Source organism: Sporosarcina sp. Y1004 (genome assembly GCF_057669665.1).
The window spans coordinates 1-17,858 of record NZ_JBYHFQ010000001.1; the positions used below are offsets into that span (position 1 = coordinate 1).

Below are 17,858 nucleotides of genomic sequence, written 5' to 3' on the forward strand. Positions count from 1 at the left end.
TGGATGCGAAGCGCTAATCCAGGCTCATGGCGAGAGGCATCCCCAGAGCGCCAAGCGTTATAAAATGTACACTCTGAATTAAATCTCTCTCAATAATGGACACTCCAGCGAAGGCGCGGCAAAGGGGTAGCCGAAGCGCAGAAGCGGATTCAATGGGATTCTTTATTTCACTCGTATATATCTTTTGAAAAGGAGGAATTTGATGAAAGTGATCGCCGTAACAGATGACCAGATGGAAAATACGCAATTGGTAAACACACTTTTGAAAACCGAATCGGCTATCGACGCTGTCATCTTACGTGAAAAGTCAAAATCGGATTCGGAAGTGATTGATTTGATTCAACAATTACAAATCAAAGGATTCGACGACACAAAAATCATCGTCCACAGTTCGATGGAAATCGCTTCGATTATGGGGCTGAAAAAAGTGCAACTCCCCGGACATATGCCACTATCAGCCGCCAAAACTAACTTCCCTGACCTTTCATTCGGCAAATCCGTCCATTCACTGGAGGAAGCAAAAGCCGCATATGAAGCCGGTGCTGATTGGCTATTATATGGTCATTTATTCATTACGGGTTCAAAAGAAGGTTTGATACCGCGCGGGACAACGGAACTTTTTCAAATGACTGCTTCCATTCCAATCCCGGTCTATGCAATCGGCGGTATACAACCGCATCATCTTTTACAATTGAACCAAGGCGGAGTTTCAGGCGTTGCGGTGATGTCGTCAATCTTTGGAAGTGATAATCCCGAAGTTGCAGCAATTGCTTACCTGGAGGCAAGCTATGTCGCAAAGCGTTGATGTAGCGATCATTGGCGGCGGTATTATTGGTTGTAGCATCGCTTATTACTTAGCGAAAGAAGGCTTGTCCGTACACCTTCTCGAACAGAATGAAATTGCACAAGGTACTACCCGAGCGGCGGGAGGTATGCTCGGTGCACACTCTGAATACCTGAATGATATGTTTTATTCATTCGCGCGTGATAGCCAAGCACTGTATAAGAAATTCCTTAGTAATTTTGGCGGTGACATCGGTTATACGACCGGAGGCATTATCCAACTTGCCCGTTCGGATGAAGAACGGATTGCCTTATCCCGCTGGAATGATGCCGCCTATCTCTCAGCCGTGCAAGTTTGCGAACGGATTCCATATGTCGCATCTCCTGCTTTCGGTGCTTACCTATTTGAAGATGATGTCCATGTTCATCCTGAAAAAACTTGTCTCGCATTTTGTGAAGCAGCTAAAAAATTGGGCGTTGTTGTTTCAGAGCATTTCTATGCAGATAGCATCAAAGATTTGCATAACGGCTATCAGATAACTAATGGTTCATCCATGATTACTGCAAAACACGTAGTCATTGCAGGCGGAGCGGCGAGTGCAAGGCTCATTCCCGCACTTCAAATAACTACAGTGAAAGGACAATGCATGCAACTCGATGCGATGGGTATGCAATTGCCTTATACACTTTTCCATAAAGGCTGTTACATTGTGCCCCGCCCGGATGGAACACTTGTCGTCGGGGCGACGATGGAACAAGATGAATTTGATTTGCAGACGACGTATGCCGGAAACCTGGCACTAAAAGACATTGCCGAAGGTTTTATACCCGGCCTTTCCCGGCTTCCTGTCCTGGCTAGATGGGCAGGCATGCGTCCGAAAACAGTTGATGATGTGCCATATATCGGTCAGGTTCCCGGGAAAGAAAATATGTATATTGCGGCAGGTCATTTCAGAAATGGTATTTTATTGGCACCCGCTACGGCCAATATGATTTGCGATATGATCGTCGGAAATGAAATAAACACGGAGCGAATGGATGCATTCAGTCCGAAAAGGGGGATTTTTCATGGAACGAACAATCGAACTCAACGGCAACCGGTATGAGATTCCGGCAGAGGTTAGAAATATAGAGGAATTGCTACGTCACCTAGAACTTGCGGAACGTATTGTCATCGTCGAACTGAACAGGGATATTCTCGCGAAAGATGCCTATGACTTGCCTATCAACGACCGGGACCAAATTGAAATCATTCACTTTGTAGGAGGAGGATAATTATGCTGACAATCGGTAATAAAACGTTTAACTCAAGACTACTTTTAGGGACAGGAAAATATCCGTCATTTGATGTACAAAAAGAAGCTGTGCGTGTGTCGGAATCGGAAATTCTGACGTTTGCAGTGAGGCGCATGAATATATTTGAACCGTCACAGCCGAATTTCTTGGAGCAACTCGACTTGTCGAAATATACATTGTTGCCAAACACGGCTGGGGCTAAAACAGCAGAAGAAGCGGTACGCATCGCGAAATTAGCGAAAGCGTCGGGACTTTGCGATATGGTGAAAGTTGAAATTATCGGCTGTGACCGGTCTTTGCTACCCGATCCTGTTGAAACGCTACGCGCGACGGAAATGCTGTTGGATGAAGGCTTCATCGTCCTGCCATACACGTCTGATGATGTTGTGCTTGCCCGCAGATTATGTGAAATGGGCGTCCATGCAATTATGCCAGGCGCTTCGCCGATTGGATCAGGTCGCGGGATTTTAAACCCACTCAACTTATCCTTCATCATTGAACAATCCAACGTACCCGTTATTATCGATGCGGGAATCGGTTCGCCAAAAGATGCGGCATATGCAATGGAGCTTGGCGCGGATGGGGTTTTATTGAACACCGCGGTTTCTGAAGCTGGGGACCCTGTCAAAATGGCCCTTGCGATGAAACTGGCGATAGAAGCGGGAAGGCTTGGCTATGAAGCTGGACGTATGCCAGAGCGGGATTACGCGGTTGCAAGCAGTCCCACGGAAGGACTTGTAACCAATTGAGTGAAAGATATTCGCGCCAGGAGTTGTTCGCTCCGATTGGTATAGATGGGCAAAAACGGATCCGAGCTGCAAGTATCTTCATATTAGGGGCGGGTGCACTTGGTTCGTCCGGAGCCGAGATGCTCGTCCGTGCTGGCGTCGGGCGAATAACAATCGTCGACCGGGATATCATCGAATGGACGAATCTTCACCGTCAACAACTGTATACCGAGCAGGACGTCGTTGAACAATTGCCGAAAGCCATTGCAGCGGAGAAGCGATTGAAGGCGATTAATAGCGATGTCTTCGTGACGGGAATCGTTGCCGATGTGACCCCTAAAAACGTCCTTGACTTGATGGACGGACATGATGTCATTTTGGACGCGACAGACAATATTGAGACTAGATTGCTGGCAAACGATGCAGCGCTGAAACTCGGGATTCCTTTTTTCATGGGCGCTTGTGTCGGCAGTTATGGACTGACGTTCCCAATTGGGGTAAAAGAACATCAGCCTTGTTTGCATTGTCTACTGGAAACATTGCCTTCCCAGACATTGACGTGCGATACGGTCGGCGTAATCAGCCCGATTGTCGTAACAACCGCGGCCCGGCAAGTTGCAGACTTATTGAAGTATATAACGGGAACACCGTTTGAGCCGAAGCTCGAATCTGCTGACTTATGGACCGGTGATCGCGCTTCAATGGGGGTTGCGAGTATGAAGAAAGCAGGCTGTCCAAGCTGTTCAGAAAATGCCGTGTATCCCTTCCTTTCCGCCCGTGAATCAATGAAAACCGCAGTATTATGCGGACGTGATACTGTCCAGCTAACTTGGCCAGAAAGCAGAAAGTTTGAGCTCGTATCTTTTGCCGGTTCTATCCAAGGAACCGTCACGAAGTTAATCCACAATCCGCATCTCGTTGCCTGTGAATACAACGGGCACCGCATCGTTCTGTTCCGTGATGGCCGCATGCTCGTCCACGGAACGAAAGACGTTATAGTAGCGAAGAAGATTGCTGCAGGATTGCTCGGCTAATTGTTCTACTATCACGTCTGTTGCTTAACCATTTATTTGCATAAAGTACTGTTGAGAAGGGCTTGATAACCTCCATTTTCACTGGACTATTTTTGCCCCACTTTCGACTAACTATTCATGACATATTTTCTGAGGGCTCCTAGTGTGGCAAGAAGTGACTCCGTCACTTCTTGCCACACTCTTTTCAGTAATACTGTTGCGAATAGTTGCGTGTCGTGTTGCTACAATGTTCAAGTGAGAATTGCAGTTATTTTGGATGAAAAGAATAGATGATATTCTATGGTGAATGTAAGTGTCCGAAAATGCAATTTCGGGCACTCTAGTACCTTGTACAATGTGTTCCTTGCTTACTTTTAGCAAAGAGTACACACCTAATCTTGTGATACCTTACAGAAAGCGACACTTCTTTAATGAAAAAGAAAAACCATATAGAAAGCATCAGCCGCCAAAATTGCATCTTTGGCGGCTTTTATCCATGTAGGAAGCTCCTCTATTCTTTCGTCCCAAAAGTCTTCAGCACTACGTGTACTTATCCATTTGGTGCGCGACGGATGAAGGACCACCATACGATTACCGAAAAACTGTGTAGGGATGCGACAAAGTCGCATCCCTACACATCCAAACATCCCGGTAATTGTATAGAAGTCATTCAATCCAAAGCACTCCAAAAGCGGAACTATACAAGTAGCGGCCAGGGGGAGATCAAGTTATTTACTGGTTAGTCAACAGACGTGTTCTACTATACAAAAAAGGGGAGAATCCATAGTATGTGGATTCTCCTTTGTTCACTTACCATAATTTTTCATGCTGTCCTGCAACTGAGCTATTCGCTTCATGCCGTCTTCCCTTGTACGTTTGTTTTCATCTTCAATGGCTCTCGTTTCCTCAAGCCCTTTTACGATTGTGCTCCAGCTTTCTTCAATCGTTTCGATTTTAATACTAGGACCCCCTGCAGTACGAGCGATATCCACACTTTGTCTAGCAATATTCTGCGAGTTTTTCAGTAACATTTCATTTGTCCTTTTATCGAGTTCAGCCATGGAATCTGCTACTAGCTTTTGTCGTTTTGCAGAAACTGCCTGAATGATACCATTTTTGAATATTGGAATCGTTGTAATGAATGCCGAATTGATCTTCCCGATAAGTTTCGTATTACCGCGTTGCAGGACTCGGAGTTGAGGAGCTGTCTGTAGTGCAACCATTCTTGCCATTTCAAGATCATACACTCGCTCTTCAAGTGCCTGAATCGCATTATTCATAGTATCCAATTCCATCCGCGCTAACTGATCACCGCCAGCTGATCTTTGTTCAAGGGCCGGAACGAGCGCCCGCAACTCTTCGGATTTAATCTGTCCAGCTACCACATACTTTTCAAGTGCCATGTAGTAGTTAAAGTTTTGGTCATACATCTCATCCATATTTGTCGTTGAACGAATCATCTCGTCCTTATACTTTGAAATTTCGATGTTTATTCCTTCAATTTCCTTACCGAGCGATTGGTATTTGCCAAACACCTTTTCAATTAACTTATCCCCACGTTTGAAAAACTTCCCCATAAAACCTTTTGGCTCGTCAAAGTCATTTTTATCGAATTTATCCATCGTTTTTCCAAGTTTTCTTAACATTTCGCCTGAATCAGTTACACTTGACGAACGCATAGAAGCCAATATACGGTCAGCAAAGGTAGAGATTTCAACTGCCGGTTCTTTTCCGAATTCTAATAATGCATTCTGATTTCTCGTATCGATTGACCGAACTAAATTCTGCACTTCTGGATCCTGCCTTAACTCCATGCGCATCATTTCTGCTTTGTTCTCCGTCAATAATTCTACTTCATAATTTTTCGTTTCTTCGATGACAATCAATCCCTTCATTTAAAAAATCGATTTAAAAAACCGCTTACAATTGAAAAATCCTTTTTACTCTCCTGATAGTGTAAATCGAATACCATATCTTCCAGCAAATGATGGTCAAAATACTCTTTCTCGATAAAGTGCTCTAGATCATTGTGACCAGGAGGATTGTATAATATAATATCAAGTCCAAATTCATTTACTAGTATTAATAATGCTGCATCCGCTCTTGATAATACGCCGTTAATTTCATTATTATATAAAACTATTTTCGGAATTTCCTGCGCATAATCAAACGTTTGTAATAGATTGGGCAGTTCTTCCGAAAGGTTTATGGCCTGGGTGAATAAGTAGAGAGAAACTTGTTCCTGACTTTCCCCTGCGAGTGCCTTCAGTTTAGGATTGGCACACATACGCGCAATTGCTGCCGCCAGTCCTAGTTGAACGCCATCATGAAGATAACCATATTGCCACCAATTGCTCTTCATCATTAGTTCCGGACTTAAACGACCGTCTTTGCCAAGTGCATGCTGGTAATGGTATTGGTTGTTCGCTTTTTTGTCCTGCATAAAAGGGAACTTTTTCACGATTATGCAATTGGGTTGACTTGTGAGGTTATGCATTTTATCCCAATACTCTTTGCGATTTGTCGAAACGCCCGAAATCTTCGCGAATAGCGATGGAATCTTTACTTCGTTCCCGCTGGCCGAGAAGTTAGGTCTTATAAAAGCCTTTTCCTTCGCCAATAAAAAAATCTCATCGTATGTTGTTTTCAATGTGACTGACATGGGGAGATAATTGCGGAACTGCCACGGCTTATAATAGGCGGACCCTTCGTGGTGAAGCACATGATCAATTTCTTTCGAAGCACGATATGCGACAGTCCCTTGCCGTTTCGGCTCTTCTTGTGGGAAAGGCTGGATCGTCATCGTTGTCGGGTATGCTGTAAAAACAGACCATTTGTTTTCCGGATCAATCTCTTTAAAATCGTCTTTTCCTTCAGGATGAAGTATGACAACATCCATCCCCAATAAAATTATATAAAACAGAAAATACATCTGACTTTTGTTCATATCCCCGTACCAGATAATATGTGGGACATCCTTTTCGATCGGCGTTCCCTTCACCCATGGATCGATGTGGTTCCACGTCCATTTGATAATATCGAGGAAAACGCGTCGAAATTCAGGATGCTGAAATGCACCTGAATGATTTTCTTTAAATCGTTCGAAAACGTCAATAAGCGCTGAGCGGATTAACCTGTTGAAATCATGATCTTTCCCGTATTTCGGGAGCAGTTGCGCACCATCCAAAAAGGCGACAAACCGGTTGATCGATAGATTCGGTTTTTCCTGGATCAGATCGTAAATGCGTTGGATTGCTTGAAAGCGTTCCGACGGCATTGTTTTATCGAGTGTTTCAGATAATACATACACGCCATTTGCTTGACTCGCTGTGTATAATTCAATCATATACTCTGTTTCATCGAACCCTGATCCGACAATACGCGCAGCTATTTGACTGTATTGTACACTGTCTTCTTCAACTTTATAATTAGGGCGGTCGGGTATCGACTTACTCAGTTCGGTCGCCCAATTCGAATACTCCACCTTCTCAAGTACCAGTTTCCTAATCATCTCCACTCCCCCCAATCACCTATTTTTATGCGTCGGAAGGGGCTAAGTTAGATGTCGTCAACGGATGTCAGGGATAGATTGGAAACGCTTCGAAAGAATTGTTTCAATGATTTCCTCCGATGCCAAAACTCCTGATTTTTGTGTCAGTCCAAGATGACCAAAATTAACTGCCGCTTCCCCGTGCCGTGGTATCAAACCGAATTTAGCCTGTTCAATCAAGCAGACGTCAAGATTGGAATCGCCCGCTGTAAAGACCGTCTTCTTTCCTTCTTTCTCCGCAACATAGTTTACTGCATCCCATTTATTGATAAATGATGGAATGAAGTAAACCTTTCTGCCTTGAACAGAAAAGATCCAACCATACTCAGCTGCCCACTGTGATAAATTCTTGATGCGTTCAGGAGAGAGCGGCGGTTTGATAATCATGTATACAAAAAAACGATCTACCACGTGAATCATTTCCGTCTGTGAAGCACCCGGAGTCTCTTCTATCTTCCGCTTTACATCTTCTACAGAAGCCATACTTCCATCTATTTTAGCACGGACATAGTCCTGCCATTGCAAATCTATATTTCCATCCTTTAGCACTACTGCGCCATTACTTGTAATCGCATATGTAGGACGGATTTCTTCACGAAATAGCGAGATTCGATTATACTGCTCAGCAGTTCTTGTCGTTACAGGAACAAACATCATTTCCTCAGACAGTTCGCGTAGGAGTGTAATCGCCTTTTCCGTCATAAACGAAACTTCTTTTCCATTATATACTTCGACACATCGAACAGGTACACTCACAGGATGCCTGTCGAGGCGCCGGTTCGAATAAATAAGCGTCCCGTCTAAATCACTTGCAAACATCATAATTTTTTCTCCAAGGGTTTGATAAGTCCACAACAAGTATAAGTCATCTGTTCATAAACCTCCACGGGAACATCCCTTTCTTTTGCTAATTGGAAAATGTGTTTGAGTCGAGAGTCGTTCAAATCCTTCACTAATATCTTCCACGGCAAGCGCCGTAAAAGGACACGTGTCGTCTCTCCAACGCCAGGTTTGATAAGGTTCATATCATCAATTCCAAAGTGCTTTTGAATCGATGTGACCGTTTCTAGCCCTAGCCATGTCGGGGTCATGTCTGTGTTCTGCAAAGCTGCTTTCGTCGCTTCGATTAACTTCCCTACTGTTGCAAATTCCGCTGTGATCTCATCAATATAATAATTCGATACATCTTTATCACGAAGTTCCGAATAGACTTTCGCTCCATGAAAATCCATCTCACCAATCCAGTGACTGTTCAGTACCGTTCTACTGATTAGACCAGACACGGTAGAATTCAAACAAGCACTCGGGATAAGATAATCTTCCCGCGTCCCGTATAGTGAGGAACAATGACCCGGGTCTGCCAAGACGACAAGTTCATCATCAAGCGTGACGCCGTGTTTTTCTTTGAACGCTTCCACAGACCGTGTCAACTCTTTAGAAATAGCGCCTTTACCGGTCCACCCGTCGACAAAAACAATTTGCTTATCCGTATGCCGATTCGTAATAGAGAGCAACGCATTTTCATCGATGCCGCGCCCACGAATGATTGACACGCAATAATGAGGTAAATCCACTTCGTATTTCATCTGTATATAACGCTTCATCAGAATGCCGATTGGCGTCCCGGCCCTCGCAAGGGAAACGAGAACAAGTTCCTTACCCTTTTTCTCAACAAGTAGTTCCGAAATTGTACCTACCTCTGAAGCCACTTGCCGTTTTGAAGCTTGAAGTGACTCGTAAAACAGATCTAAATAAGCTGCTGTCGGTTCATACTCAACCGGTAACATTTCTGAATAATGAACTCCACCTTGAATAGCTTTTTCTCGTTCATCCAGACTTCTTTCTAAATTTACATCTGAAAGGTCTTTTAATAGAAAAACGACATCTTCAGATGAATAACTCCCTGTCAGTATCTGCATCTTCTACTCACACCTTTCAAGTGAAGTCTACGACATGGATTGCAGGTATTCCTTCGAACTGGCGCAACATCGGTTCAAGTCTTTTGTCATCCATCGGACGTTCAAAAAACAAGAACACTTCATCGTATTCCATGTCGGATACATTATACGCATAGTTCATAACTGCTGGATCTTCGGGACTTTCGAAAGCCATCCGGTTTTTTATCGGATAGCCTTCCCTGTCTATCGGGTAAATCGGGCTCCTCGTCGTTGAATGATAAGTTACACCCTCACCCATGTAAACAGCGGTTTTCATAGGAATATGCATGAATTCACCTGTACCAAGACATAGCGTCCTCTTACCTGTTCTGTGTTTTCTCAAATACTCTCCTGCACTTTGACAATAGTCCTCAATTTCCTGTTTGTTGCTCGATGAAATACCGAACCTTCCAGTCAGAGCTGAATAATAGGGTCCGATTTTAAATCCAGAGGAATCCATTGATGAATGTATAATGTGAGGAAGAGGTACGGACAATGTCTGAAGACTGATTCGCTCAAAATTGGGTGTTCCACTAAGCGATTCACCAACAACATCGGTACTCTCATTTAAATCGGGTGTTCCTTCGACTTGAATTGTTCCCGTCATTAACGCATACGTCGTGATGCGAATGCCATGCAACTTCTCAAAATCCTTCAAACGCTGCTGATCTTCTTCACTCCGCCAGTCCAGAAGGGATAATATCGTATATTCCTTACGTGGAAAACGCTTTTGAATGGATGCAATGATATTCAAAGCTGTATTACCTGTTGTAATCTCATCGTCTACGAGACAAATTGGTTGATCATTTTTCAAAGACTGCTCTGGGGCATAGCAACGCTGGTCTGTAGCGTGTGAATGTTCTTCTTCAAAGTAGAGGGTCACGTCTTGATCGACAAGCATTTCCCTTGTCGAGTGAATGTAGACCGCGTCTGAAAAACAGTCAAAAACGCCATGACCGAGGGCCGTCGCTGTTTCCGCAAAACCGATAAAAATAACTGGCTCATCTAGTTTGCAGCGCAATTTTCGAACAACCTCATAGGCAGTTTGTAAATTTTCAGGAGAGCCATCCTTCATCGCTTCGATTAACTGTTCTTTTCCAGGCATTTGCTTCGCTGTCTTACCTTCATAATAAATGGATGCCAGCAATGCCGATGCAATCAATGGCACTTGAGGAGGGATAGGGATGTGCTTTCCAAGTACTTTACTGACAAACAAAAAAGATCGCTTTTTATTAATTCGCGCGGCCATCTCATATAACGTTTCCGCCGAGAGTCCGAATGGATTTTGTTCAATTTGTACATGTACCTTCATGGAATCGCAGACTTCATGCGTGTATTTATTCGGATAATAAATCGATGAATGTGATGTTTTCATTATACACCCCGTATATATCAGACTTAATCAATATTTTTTGTGCCCAGTATAAATGGGGCTTAATCTCATTCATTTTGTTCATAAATTCACTTTTAAAAACACCTTTTTCGCCAGTCGCCTGCTGAAAGATACTAAGCGCATCTGTATACTCTTCCTTTGTCACGACATACAATGCTTGGACAGGCAAGAGATGCGTAGGATGTATGATGGTTTTTCCAACTAAACCATTTGCTTTATCCAATAGGGTTTCTTGAATTAATCCGTCAAAGTCCTTTCGAATCAGTTCTTTTCTGAGCAAAAGCCCTTCCGAACCAAAGTTGGCTTGAAACGGTGTCGCACGTAACTGCGGTTTCAAGATGCGGCCATTTGAAGAAAAGTGTTCCCAGACAGGGCCTGATACGACGAATCCATCATGTTGTCTGGAAAACAAGTTAACAATATCTGTAATCAGTTCATTGACAATGGAAATCTCATAGACAGTCGTCTCACTATCCCTCCTCAATCCGTAAAGCCCACATAAATCGGTTGCCCCGATACGGATATTCAGAATGAAATCAGCATATCGATCGACTATCTCTTTTAACTTTAACAACTCGTCCAGTCGACGCTCCTTGTAAAGGACACTCGGTGACTCAAGAATTGGCATACCATATAGAACCGTATTTGCTTGCTCATTCAGCAAACGAAGCGCAGATAAGAAATCTTCCGCATTTTCTGAAGAAAACTTAGGAAATACAAAGCCAACAAGATCTTCAAGTGAATCACCGAGCCGTCCCGCTATGTCTACCATCTGTTTTGCACTTCTCACCCGGACAAAAATAAGCGGAGTTGTTTCTTCCGTTAGTCGACCGTCCTGAATTGCAGCACTAATCGTTTGCATATGAAGGATCAGCTTATTCTCAGCCTCTTCGACTTCATGATCCCCTATCGCATCTTCAAGACAGATGGCTATTGTGACAAGTTCTTTAAATTTGTTCGTAATAATGAGGTCAGCAATATCCAACCTTGTTGCAGGCATATACAACATTGCACCGAGACTGTATGACAGCCGTTGCTTATCGGTATGCTTCGTAACCGTCGCCGGCTGACGATAGAATAAATCGTCCACGCTTACAGCGGCTAAGTCATTAAAATACTTCAATTAGAGCACCAACCTTATTTATTTAGGGTAAAGAAAAAAGAAGGTACAAGCCTTCTTCCTCTTTTTATATTAAGTCATCCTACGCTGGTTCATAGTCGTGACCATGAAATTATACGTCTAGACCATAGTTCCGACAAAGCGCTCCCAGACCTCCGGAGAATCCACTGGCGACCGCATTGAACTTCCATTCATTCTGATGCCTATAAAGCTCACAAAAAACAACTGCTGTCTCTATCGAGAAATCTTCTCCCAAATCAAAACGAAGCAATTCTTCTCCCGTAGCTTCATCCGCTAGACGAACAAAAGCATTCGTCACCTGCCCAAAGTTCTGGTTTCGCGCGTCTGCATCATGAACTGTAACCGTAATACCTATGCGGTCAACATAAGCAGGGATTTTTGAAAAATCAACAATTACCTGCTCGTCATCGCCATCCCCTTCGCCCGTCCGGTTGTCGCCTGTATGAATAATGGCGCCACTTGGATGCTTAAGGTTATTGTAGAAGATGAAATCATGATCATTCTGGCAACGATTGTTTACATCCACAAGAAACGCAGAAGTATCCAAATCAAACTCCTTGCCGCCAGTATATTTATTTGTGTCCCAACCAAGCCCTATTACCCCTCTTACAAGACCCGGGTTCGACTTTGTTAAATCAATTTTTTGTCCCTTTGATAAACTAATCGCCATTTGAATCACTCCTGTCCATCATAATTGAACGAAGAAGCCCTATAACAAACGTCATCCATTATGATTAAGCCTGAAGTCCATAATCCTTAACAAGTGAAGCTAGACCACCCTGATAGCCACTGCCAATTGCACTGAACTTCCATTCACTACCATGTCTATACAATTCACCAACAACAACAGCTGTTTCAATAGAGAAATCCTCTCCAAGATCATAGCGGATCAACTCTTCACGGTTTGCATCGTTGACGATTCGTACATAGCTATTTGAAACCTGTCCGAAGTTCTGATTGCGCGTCTCTGAATCATGAATCGTAATCGTGAATGCAATTTTTTCAACTGTAGCTGGTACATTTGCAAGATTGATATTGACTTGTTCATCGTCTCCATCACCTTCACCAGTTAAGTTATCGCCCGCATGAACGACGGAACCGTTTCCACCTTCAAGATTATTGAAAAAGATGAAATCCTTTTCGTCTCCACATTTGCCCGTTGCGTTTAATAAGAATATAGACGAATCGAGGTCAAAATCTTTCCCGCCGTCATATTTATTCGTGTCCCAGCCTAAGCCGATTGTTATGTTTGTTAGTCCTGGATTACTTTTCGTTAAATCAATTTTTTGCCCTTTGCTTAATGAAATAGCCATTTAAGTCATCCTCTTTTCTTTTTTTTATATTTTATGAATATCTTTTAACCATATCTGCCAGTCCTGCGTCTGAAGATCCTGAACCAACCGCGCCAAACTTCCATTCACTGCCACTGCGGTAAATTTCCCCTACAGTCAAGCTTGTAGATCCTGCATAATTTTCGGACAAGTTGAATTTTAATAATTCCTCGTTATTCGAAGAATTTAGGACGCGGATAAATGCGTTTTCCACTTGACCAAAGTCTTGCTTACGTTTTACACAATCGTAAATGTTGACGACAAACACAAGCTTATTAACATTCGCGGGAACTTTTTTCAAGTCAACAACCACTTGCTCATCGTCTCCATCGCCCTGTCCTGTAGTATTATCGCCTGTATGTACTACGCTACCACAGTTACTTTTCATATTACCAAAGTACACCAAGTTTTCTTTACCTAGAAACTTGTCATCTTGAAGCATTATGACAGAAGCGTCAATATCCATATTAGAACCGCCGCTATTACCGCCGCCGAAAAGTCCGCCAAGTAATCCCCCGGATTTTTTCTGAATCGGATCCCAACCAAGTCCAACAACAATCTTCTCAAGGCCAGGATGACCTTTTGTCAAATCAATTTTTTGTCCTTTTTGTAAGATAATCGCCAAATTAATCACTCCTTCGTTTAATGGAAATCCCCATTATTATGCTGTAACAACTTCATTATTCATTTTACTACATCTGACACTGGACTACCAAAACAACGGCTATTTATAAGGATTTTCTTCGTCTGTGAACCGTGGAAGGAGAATAGTTAACATCGAGCGAACTCAATCCTCTCCTACTAGTAGGACGGCCGGTCTAATAATTAGTTTTAAAAAAAGGGAATCCCAATCACTTGGATTCCCTTAGATTTCCACTCCGCTGCTCATTTCAAACACATCAAAGACATTTTTGGTAAAGACGAGTGAAATGACTTTTCCTTCTTTTTCATAGAAGTGGATATTCCCTTTTCGCTCATCTTCAAGCTCGGTCCAACCCCACTTTTTAATTTCCTCCAAGTAATGACTTGGAGGTTCGCCCTGTTCCCCGCCAATAGCGTTCAACTTGTACTTGGCCGATTTCGCAATTTCTGTTGTGCACGCTTCAGGTTTCAGCTCACTTGCATTTTTAGGAACCGGAAAACCCTGGTTAATGACCGCCATGCGATAGCCTTCTTCTGTGCTATACACATTCGAACAGCCCGCTATCACACCAACAATGAAAAGAAGCATGATTATCCGCTTCACAGCGTCATCTCCTCTACAAAAAATCCACCATATATTATATCCATTTTACTAAAGGGGCAGAGACTTGTCACGGGATGTATTTATGACAAGTACGTCTATTCTGTTAATTCCCCACGACTGATGTCACGGGTGTATTTGGTTAAATCATAAAAAAGTCATCGAAAACCTAATCATATCTCGGCACTGAATACCATTTTCGAAAATTTCATCCTCGTAGTTGTCCGTGAAAAAGTCTTTGATAATAGCCTCAATACGAAATCCGCATTTCTGGTAAAATGCCAATTGATCGATGCTGGAATTACCCGTTCCCACTTTAAGCGTTTCACAGCCTAGCATCTTTGCAGTCAGGATTGCATCACGGATTAGCTTCTGCCCAACCCCTTGACCCCGCTTTTGTTCATCTACTGCGATATTGATAATTTCCATCGTTGTATCACTCAACTTGACTAGCACATAGACACCGATGATTTTATTCTCTACTTCAGCAACACGGCACTCACCATTGGCAATATATCTCTCTATCAGTTCCCACGATGGATCGGCAAAGAGAAGAAGATCCATGGGTGGCGCCTCATGCTTGCTCAATTTTCTGAATTTCATCCTTGGACCACCATCAAATTTATCGACTTTACGTTTTTCCATCAGCCAACTATCCCGAAATTCCCCTTCATGCAGCTCATTTGCTGGCAGTAATTTCACCTTTTCAAAACCACATTTCTCATAACAATGTATTGCCCGTACGTTCCATATTTGCGGGTCCATTACAATCCGGTCCGCGCCTTTTTCTTCAAGTAAGTACTTCACCATCGCTTGGACGAGCTCCGTTCCGATGCCTTTGTTCCAATAAGCTGACTCTCCTATGAACTGATCCATGCCATAGATCAGCTCCGTCGAATCGTCAAAGCCATAGACTTCTCTCTCATCTCCGTCAACTATGTAAAACTGGACATAACCGATTGGAATTCCGCTAAGTTCAATCAGGCATCTAGTCACATTCTCTTCAGATTCAAAAAATTGCTGTTCCACTTTTTCAAGATTAAATGGATTGTCGCGTCCTTCATAGTACTGTAGGATTTCTGGATCTGAAAGCCATTTCGAGAGAAGTACCTTATCAACTCTTTCCAATTCTCGAACTTGCAAATTCCCCTCATTAATAATGAATGGCCTGTTTTTTTTCCTGCCTATCACATCTTCGACAAAGCATAATTTCCCTTCAGTATACAAACTTTCATTATCCGGATACTTTGCGGCCAATTCTTTCTTCAACGTTTCATATTGTTTCGCAACGTAGGGATGTTCATTTAAATAATCCCTGAAGAATGTATGTTTCTGCCACCAATCACCGCCATATTCTACAATATGAAGGACATGCGTTTTTGTCAGATCCTCTAGGTTTGTAAACTTAGCGTAAACAACTTTTCCCTCTAATTCCACACGACCAAGATGGTAATAACCGGCTTCTTTCAATCTCCTTTTATCAAATTTCGCTACATCATCCATTGATCGAACACCGACAAGTATATCTAGAATCGGTTTCGCGGCAATTCCTTTTATGGCAGTACTTCCCATATGTTCGATATCCACCACTTGCATTCCAATGGCCTCGCTTAATAATTCTTTTTCCTCAATGAACTTTTCTTCCCAGTCAGTAGCATGCGCTACTAATCTGACTTCACCTTTGTTCAGTCCTAACATTTTCAACACTCCTCATTTGACAAAAATGGTTCATACATCGTAATCGCATGGTTTTCTGTAATGAATTCGTCATCGATGAGTTCTCCGTTCAGGTTGTACGCCTTCCTGTATATCGTATTATGGCGCACATAGCCACCCCATGATTCACGCGTGAAACTGTGGTCTTTTTCGTACACTTTGTAGGTACGATTCGCCACCGTGGACGCACGCCATTCACCGACGAGGGAAGTGTCCGTCAGATAGATGATCAGTTGATATGATTCACTCGTTTCGTTCTTGAGTTGTAAATCAAGATAGTTATAGGCACATGTAGCACCACTGCCGAACGGCTGATTTCGTTTCGAATCGGGGAAGACGTCGTAACTGTGGCGGTAGCGTTCAGTAAGCGTAAGCGGTGTGTGAAGCGTCATCCAATATATCAAATTTGACAACTGACATAGACCCCCACCAACACCAGTCGTCACTTGCCCGTAATGCAATATCATTCCTTCGACGTACCCTTTGCGCTTCGTCGTATTTCCTATCAAGCGCCAATAGGAAAATGTTTGTCCTGGCTGGAGTATAATTCCGTTCAATCGTTTTGCTGCTATCTTCAAATTCTTAATTTTATTGGTTTGTAATTCCATCTCGACATCTTTCAGTTGACGAAGTAGCGGCGTTCGGTGTTGGAAAACAACATGGTTCAATTTCTCCACTGACCGCTTCATTGCATACTTTTTCCCGTCCATGTACCACTCTGAATACCGTTTCAATCGATACACTTTCTTCCCTAAAAATATACGTATCTTACTGCGCTTTTTCGGCTTCAATGAATTCATCCACTTCATCCCCTCTTCTTACTTATTCTCTATTTAAATAGCTATGTCCTTTGGATTTTCTCAAAAACCGAATGCATTTCATCCTTATTTTACTGCAAGTCACCTTCAATTTGTTGCCAGTCACCGAAATCCCGCAGACAATAAGGCCCTTTCATCATACACTTTGATTACAAAGAATTTTCAGACGGAGGGATTGCAATGACAATTATCAAGGTTAGCAATTTGAAAAAAGCTTACGGAGCAAATGCTGTTTTAAAAGGTTTGGATTTTCAAGCACAAGAAGGTGAAATCATCGGGGTTATCGGAAAGAACGGGGCCGGTAAATCTACATTCCTTGAAATCATTATGACGATTAAACAATATGACGCCGGAACAGTGTACGTTTTCAATGAAGATATAAAGGCACTCTCAACCAACAAGCTGGAACGAGTTCGAAAACAAATATCCGTTGTACTGCAGCCGACACAGTTCTATCAGACACTGAAGGTACAAGAGCTGCTGCGGTTATTTAAAGCGTATTACAAATCGCCCATCGACGTCGAAACAATCATTGCCGATTTCAAGTTACAACTACATCGTAAAAAGTATTTCGATAAACTTTCCGGAGGTTGGAAACAGATTGTGAGCTTGGCCATCGCTTTTTTATCGCAACCCAAGCTCCTAATTTTGGATGAACCAACGACAGGGCTTGATCCACATATGCGCAATATTTTATGGACGTACATTACCGATTATAACAATCGTACGGGCGGGACGGTCATTTTAACGACACATAATATGGATGAAATTGAATTGTATTGCGATAAGGTGATGCTTATTGATAATGGAGTCAATGAAATTTTCGATACAACAGAAGGTATTTTAGCAACAGGCTATACATCCGTCAATGCATTTTATCTTGATAAAGTATCCATATAAGGGGGGAGA

Annotated in this window: 19 protein-coding genes; 6 read left to right on the forward strand and 13 right to left on the reverse strand. The window is 42.8% G+C overall.

Annotation, left to right across the window (positions count from 1 at the left end):
- Positions 1-202: 202 nt before the first annotated feature.
- The 5 genes from AC25Y6_RS00005 to AC25Y6_RS00025 are packed head-to-tail and all read left to right on the forward strand — an operon-like array spanning position 203 to position 3,841.
- Positions 203-805, forward strand: coding sequence for a thiamine phosphate synthase (locus tag AC25Y6_RS00005; protein ID WP_488141686.1), 603 nt, complete (start codon positions 203-205; stop codon positions 803-805).
- Positions 789-1,889: a glycine oxidase ThiO gene (thiO, locus tag AC25Y6_RS00010; RefSeq protein ID WP_488141687.1), complete on the forward strand. Its 1,101-nt coding sequence runs from the start codon at positions 789-791 to the stop codon at positions 1,887-1,889. The genes AC25Y6_RS00005 and thiO overlap by 17 nt, the downstream gene beginning before the upstream one ends.
- Positions 1,852-2,058: a sulfur carrier protein ThiS gene (gene thiS / locus AC25Y6_RS00015; protein ID WP_482101516.1), complete on the forward strand. Its 207-nt coding sequence runs from the start codon at positions 1,852-1,854 to the stop codon at positions 2,056-2,058. Before thiO ends, thiS begins: the two co-directional genes overlap by 38 nt.
- Positions 2,055-2,828 carry a thiazole synthase gene (locus AC25Y6_RS00020; RefSeq protein WP_482101768.1) on the forward strand — a complete coding sequence of 258 codons (774 nt, stop codon included), beginning with the start codon at positions 2,055-2,057 and terminating at the stop codon, positions 2,826-2,828. Before thiS ends, AC25Y6_RS00020 begins: the two co-directional genes overlap by 4 nt.
- Positions 2,825-3,841, forward strand: coding sequence for a ThiF family adenylyltransferase (locus AC25Y6_RS00025; RefSeq protein ID WP_488141688.1), 1,017 nt, complete (start codon positions 2,825-2,827; stop codon positions 3,839-3,841). The genes AC25Y6_RS00020 and AC25Y6_RS00025 overlap by 4 nt, the downstream gene beginning before the upstream one ends.
- A 407-nt stretch (positions 3,842-4,248) precedes the next feature.
- Here the strand turns inward: AC25Y6_RS00025 and AC25Y6_RS00030 are convergent, their stop codons facing one another.
- From AC25Y6_RS00030 to AC25Y6_RS00090, 13 genes are all read right to left on the reverse strand, one after another.
- The gene (locus AC25Y6_RS00030; RefSeq protein ID WP_488141689.1) at positions 4,249-4,494 is read right to left on the reverse strand and encodes a hypothetical protein; all 246 of its coding nucleotides are present in this window, start codon (positions 4,492-4,494) and stop codon (positions 4,249-4,251) included.
- Between the two features lie 132 nt (positions 4,495-4,626).
- The gene (locus AC25Y6_RS00035; protein WP_488141843.1) at positions 4,627-5,643 is read right to left on the reverse strand and encodes a toxic anion resistance protein; all 1,017 of its coding nucleotides are present in this window, start codon (positions 5,641-5,643) and stop codon (positions 4,627-4,629) included.
- 68 nt (positions 5,644-5,711) lie between these two features.
- Entirely contained in the window at positions 5,712-7,331 is a 1,620-nt protein-coding gene (locus AC25Y6_RS00040; RefSeq protein ID WP_488141690.1) for a YceG family protein, read from the reverse strand.
- Positions 7,332-7,388: 57 nt separating this feature from the next.
- Positions 7,389-8,192, reverse strand: coding sequence for an HAD family hydrolase (locus AC25Y6_RS00045; RefSeq protein ID WP_488141691.1), 804 nt, complete (start codon positions 8,190-8,192; stop codon positions 7,389-7,391).
- Positions 8,189-9,289 carry a cysteine protease StiP family protein gene (locus AC25Y6_RS00050; protein WP_488141692.1) on the reverse strand — a complete coding sequence of 367 codons (1,101 nt, stop codon included), beginning with the start codon at positions 9,287-9,289 and terminating at the stop codon, positions 8,189-8,191. Before AC25Y6_RS00050 ends, AC25Y6_RS00045 begins: the two co-directional genes overlap by 4 nt.
- Before the next feature lie 16 nt (positions 9,290-9,305).
- Positions 9,306-10,682, reverse strand: a complete 1,377-nt coding sequence (locus AC25Y6_RS00055) for a phosphoribosyltransferase family protein (RefSeq protein ID WP_488141693.1) — start codon at positions 10,680-10,682, stop codon at positions 9,306-9,308.
- Positions 10,645-11,823: an HpcH/HpaI aldolase/citrate lyase family protein gene (locus tag AC25Y6_RS00060; protein WP_488141694.1), complete on the reverse strand. Its 1,179-nt coding sequence runs from the start codon at positions 11,821-11,823 to the stop codon at positions 10,645-10,647. The genes AC25Y6_RS00055 and AC25Y6_RS00060 overlap by 38 nt, the downstream gene beginning before the upstream one ends.
- A gap of 109 nt (positions 11,824-11,932) precedes the next feature.
- Positions 11,933-12,511: a TerD family protein gene (locus AC25Y6_RS00065; RefSeq protein ID WP_482104681.1), complete on the reverse strand. Its 579-nt coding sequence runs from the start codon at positions 12,509-12,511 to the stop codon at positions 11,933-11,935.
- A 64-nt stretch (positions 12,512-12,575) separates the two neighbouring features.
- A complete protein-coding gene (locus AC25Y6_RS00070; RefSeq protein WP_482101524.1) occupies positions 12,576-13,154 on the reverse strand; it encodes a TerD family protein in 579 nt (192 codons plus the stop codon).
- A gap of 31 nt (positions 13,155-13,185) precedes the next feature.
- Positions 13,186-13,797 carry a TerD family protein gene (locus AC25Y6_RS00075; RefSeq protein ID WP_482101525.1) on the reverse strand — a complete coding sequence of 204 codons (612 nt, stop codon included), beginning with the start codon at positions 13,795-13,797 and terminating at the stop codon, positions 13,186-13,188.
- Between the two features lie 240 nt (positions 13,798-14,037).
- A complete protein-coding gene (locus AC25Y6_RS00080) occupies positions 14,038-14,418 on the reverse strand; it encodes a hypothetical protein (protein ID WP_488141695.1) in 381 nt (126 codons plus the stop codon).
- A 144-nt stretch (positions 14,419-14,562) separates the two neighbouring features.
- Positions 14,563-16,113, reverse strand: a complete 1,551-nt coding sequence (locus tag AC25Y6_RS00085; RefSeq protein WP_488141696.1) for a GNAT family N-acetyltransferase — start codon at positions 16,111-16,113, stop codon at positions 14,563-14,565.
- 2 nt (positions 16,114-16,115) lie between these two features.
- Positions 16,116-16,931 (reverse strand): VanW family protein, encoded by an 816-nt coding sequence (locus AC25Y6_RS00090; protein WP_488141697.1) that lies wholly within the window; start codon positions 16,929-16,931, stop codon positions 16,116-16,118.
- A gap of 198 nt (positions 16,932-17,129) precedes the next feature.
- Between AC25Y6_RS00090 and AC25Y6_RS00095 the strand changes: the two genes are divergently transcribed.
- Positions 17,130-17,849 carry an ABC transporter ATP-binding protein gene (locus tag AC25Y6_RS00095; protein WP_488141698.1) on the forward strand — a complete coding sequence of 240 codons (720 nt, stop codon included), beginning with the start codon at positions 17,130-17,132 and terminating at the stop codon, positions 17,847-17,849.
- Positions 17,850-17,858: the final 9 nt, after the last annotated feature.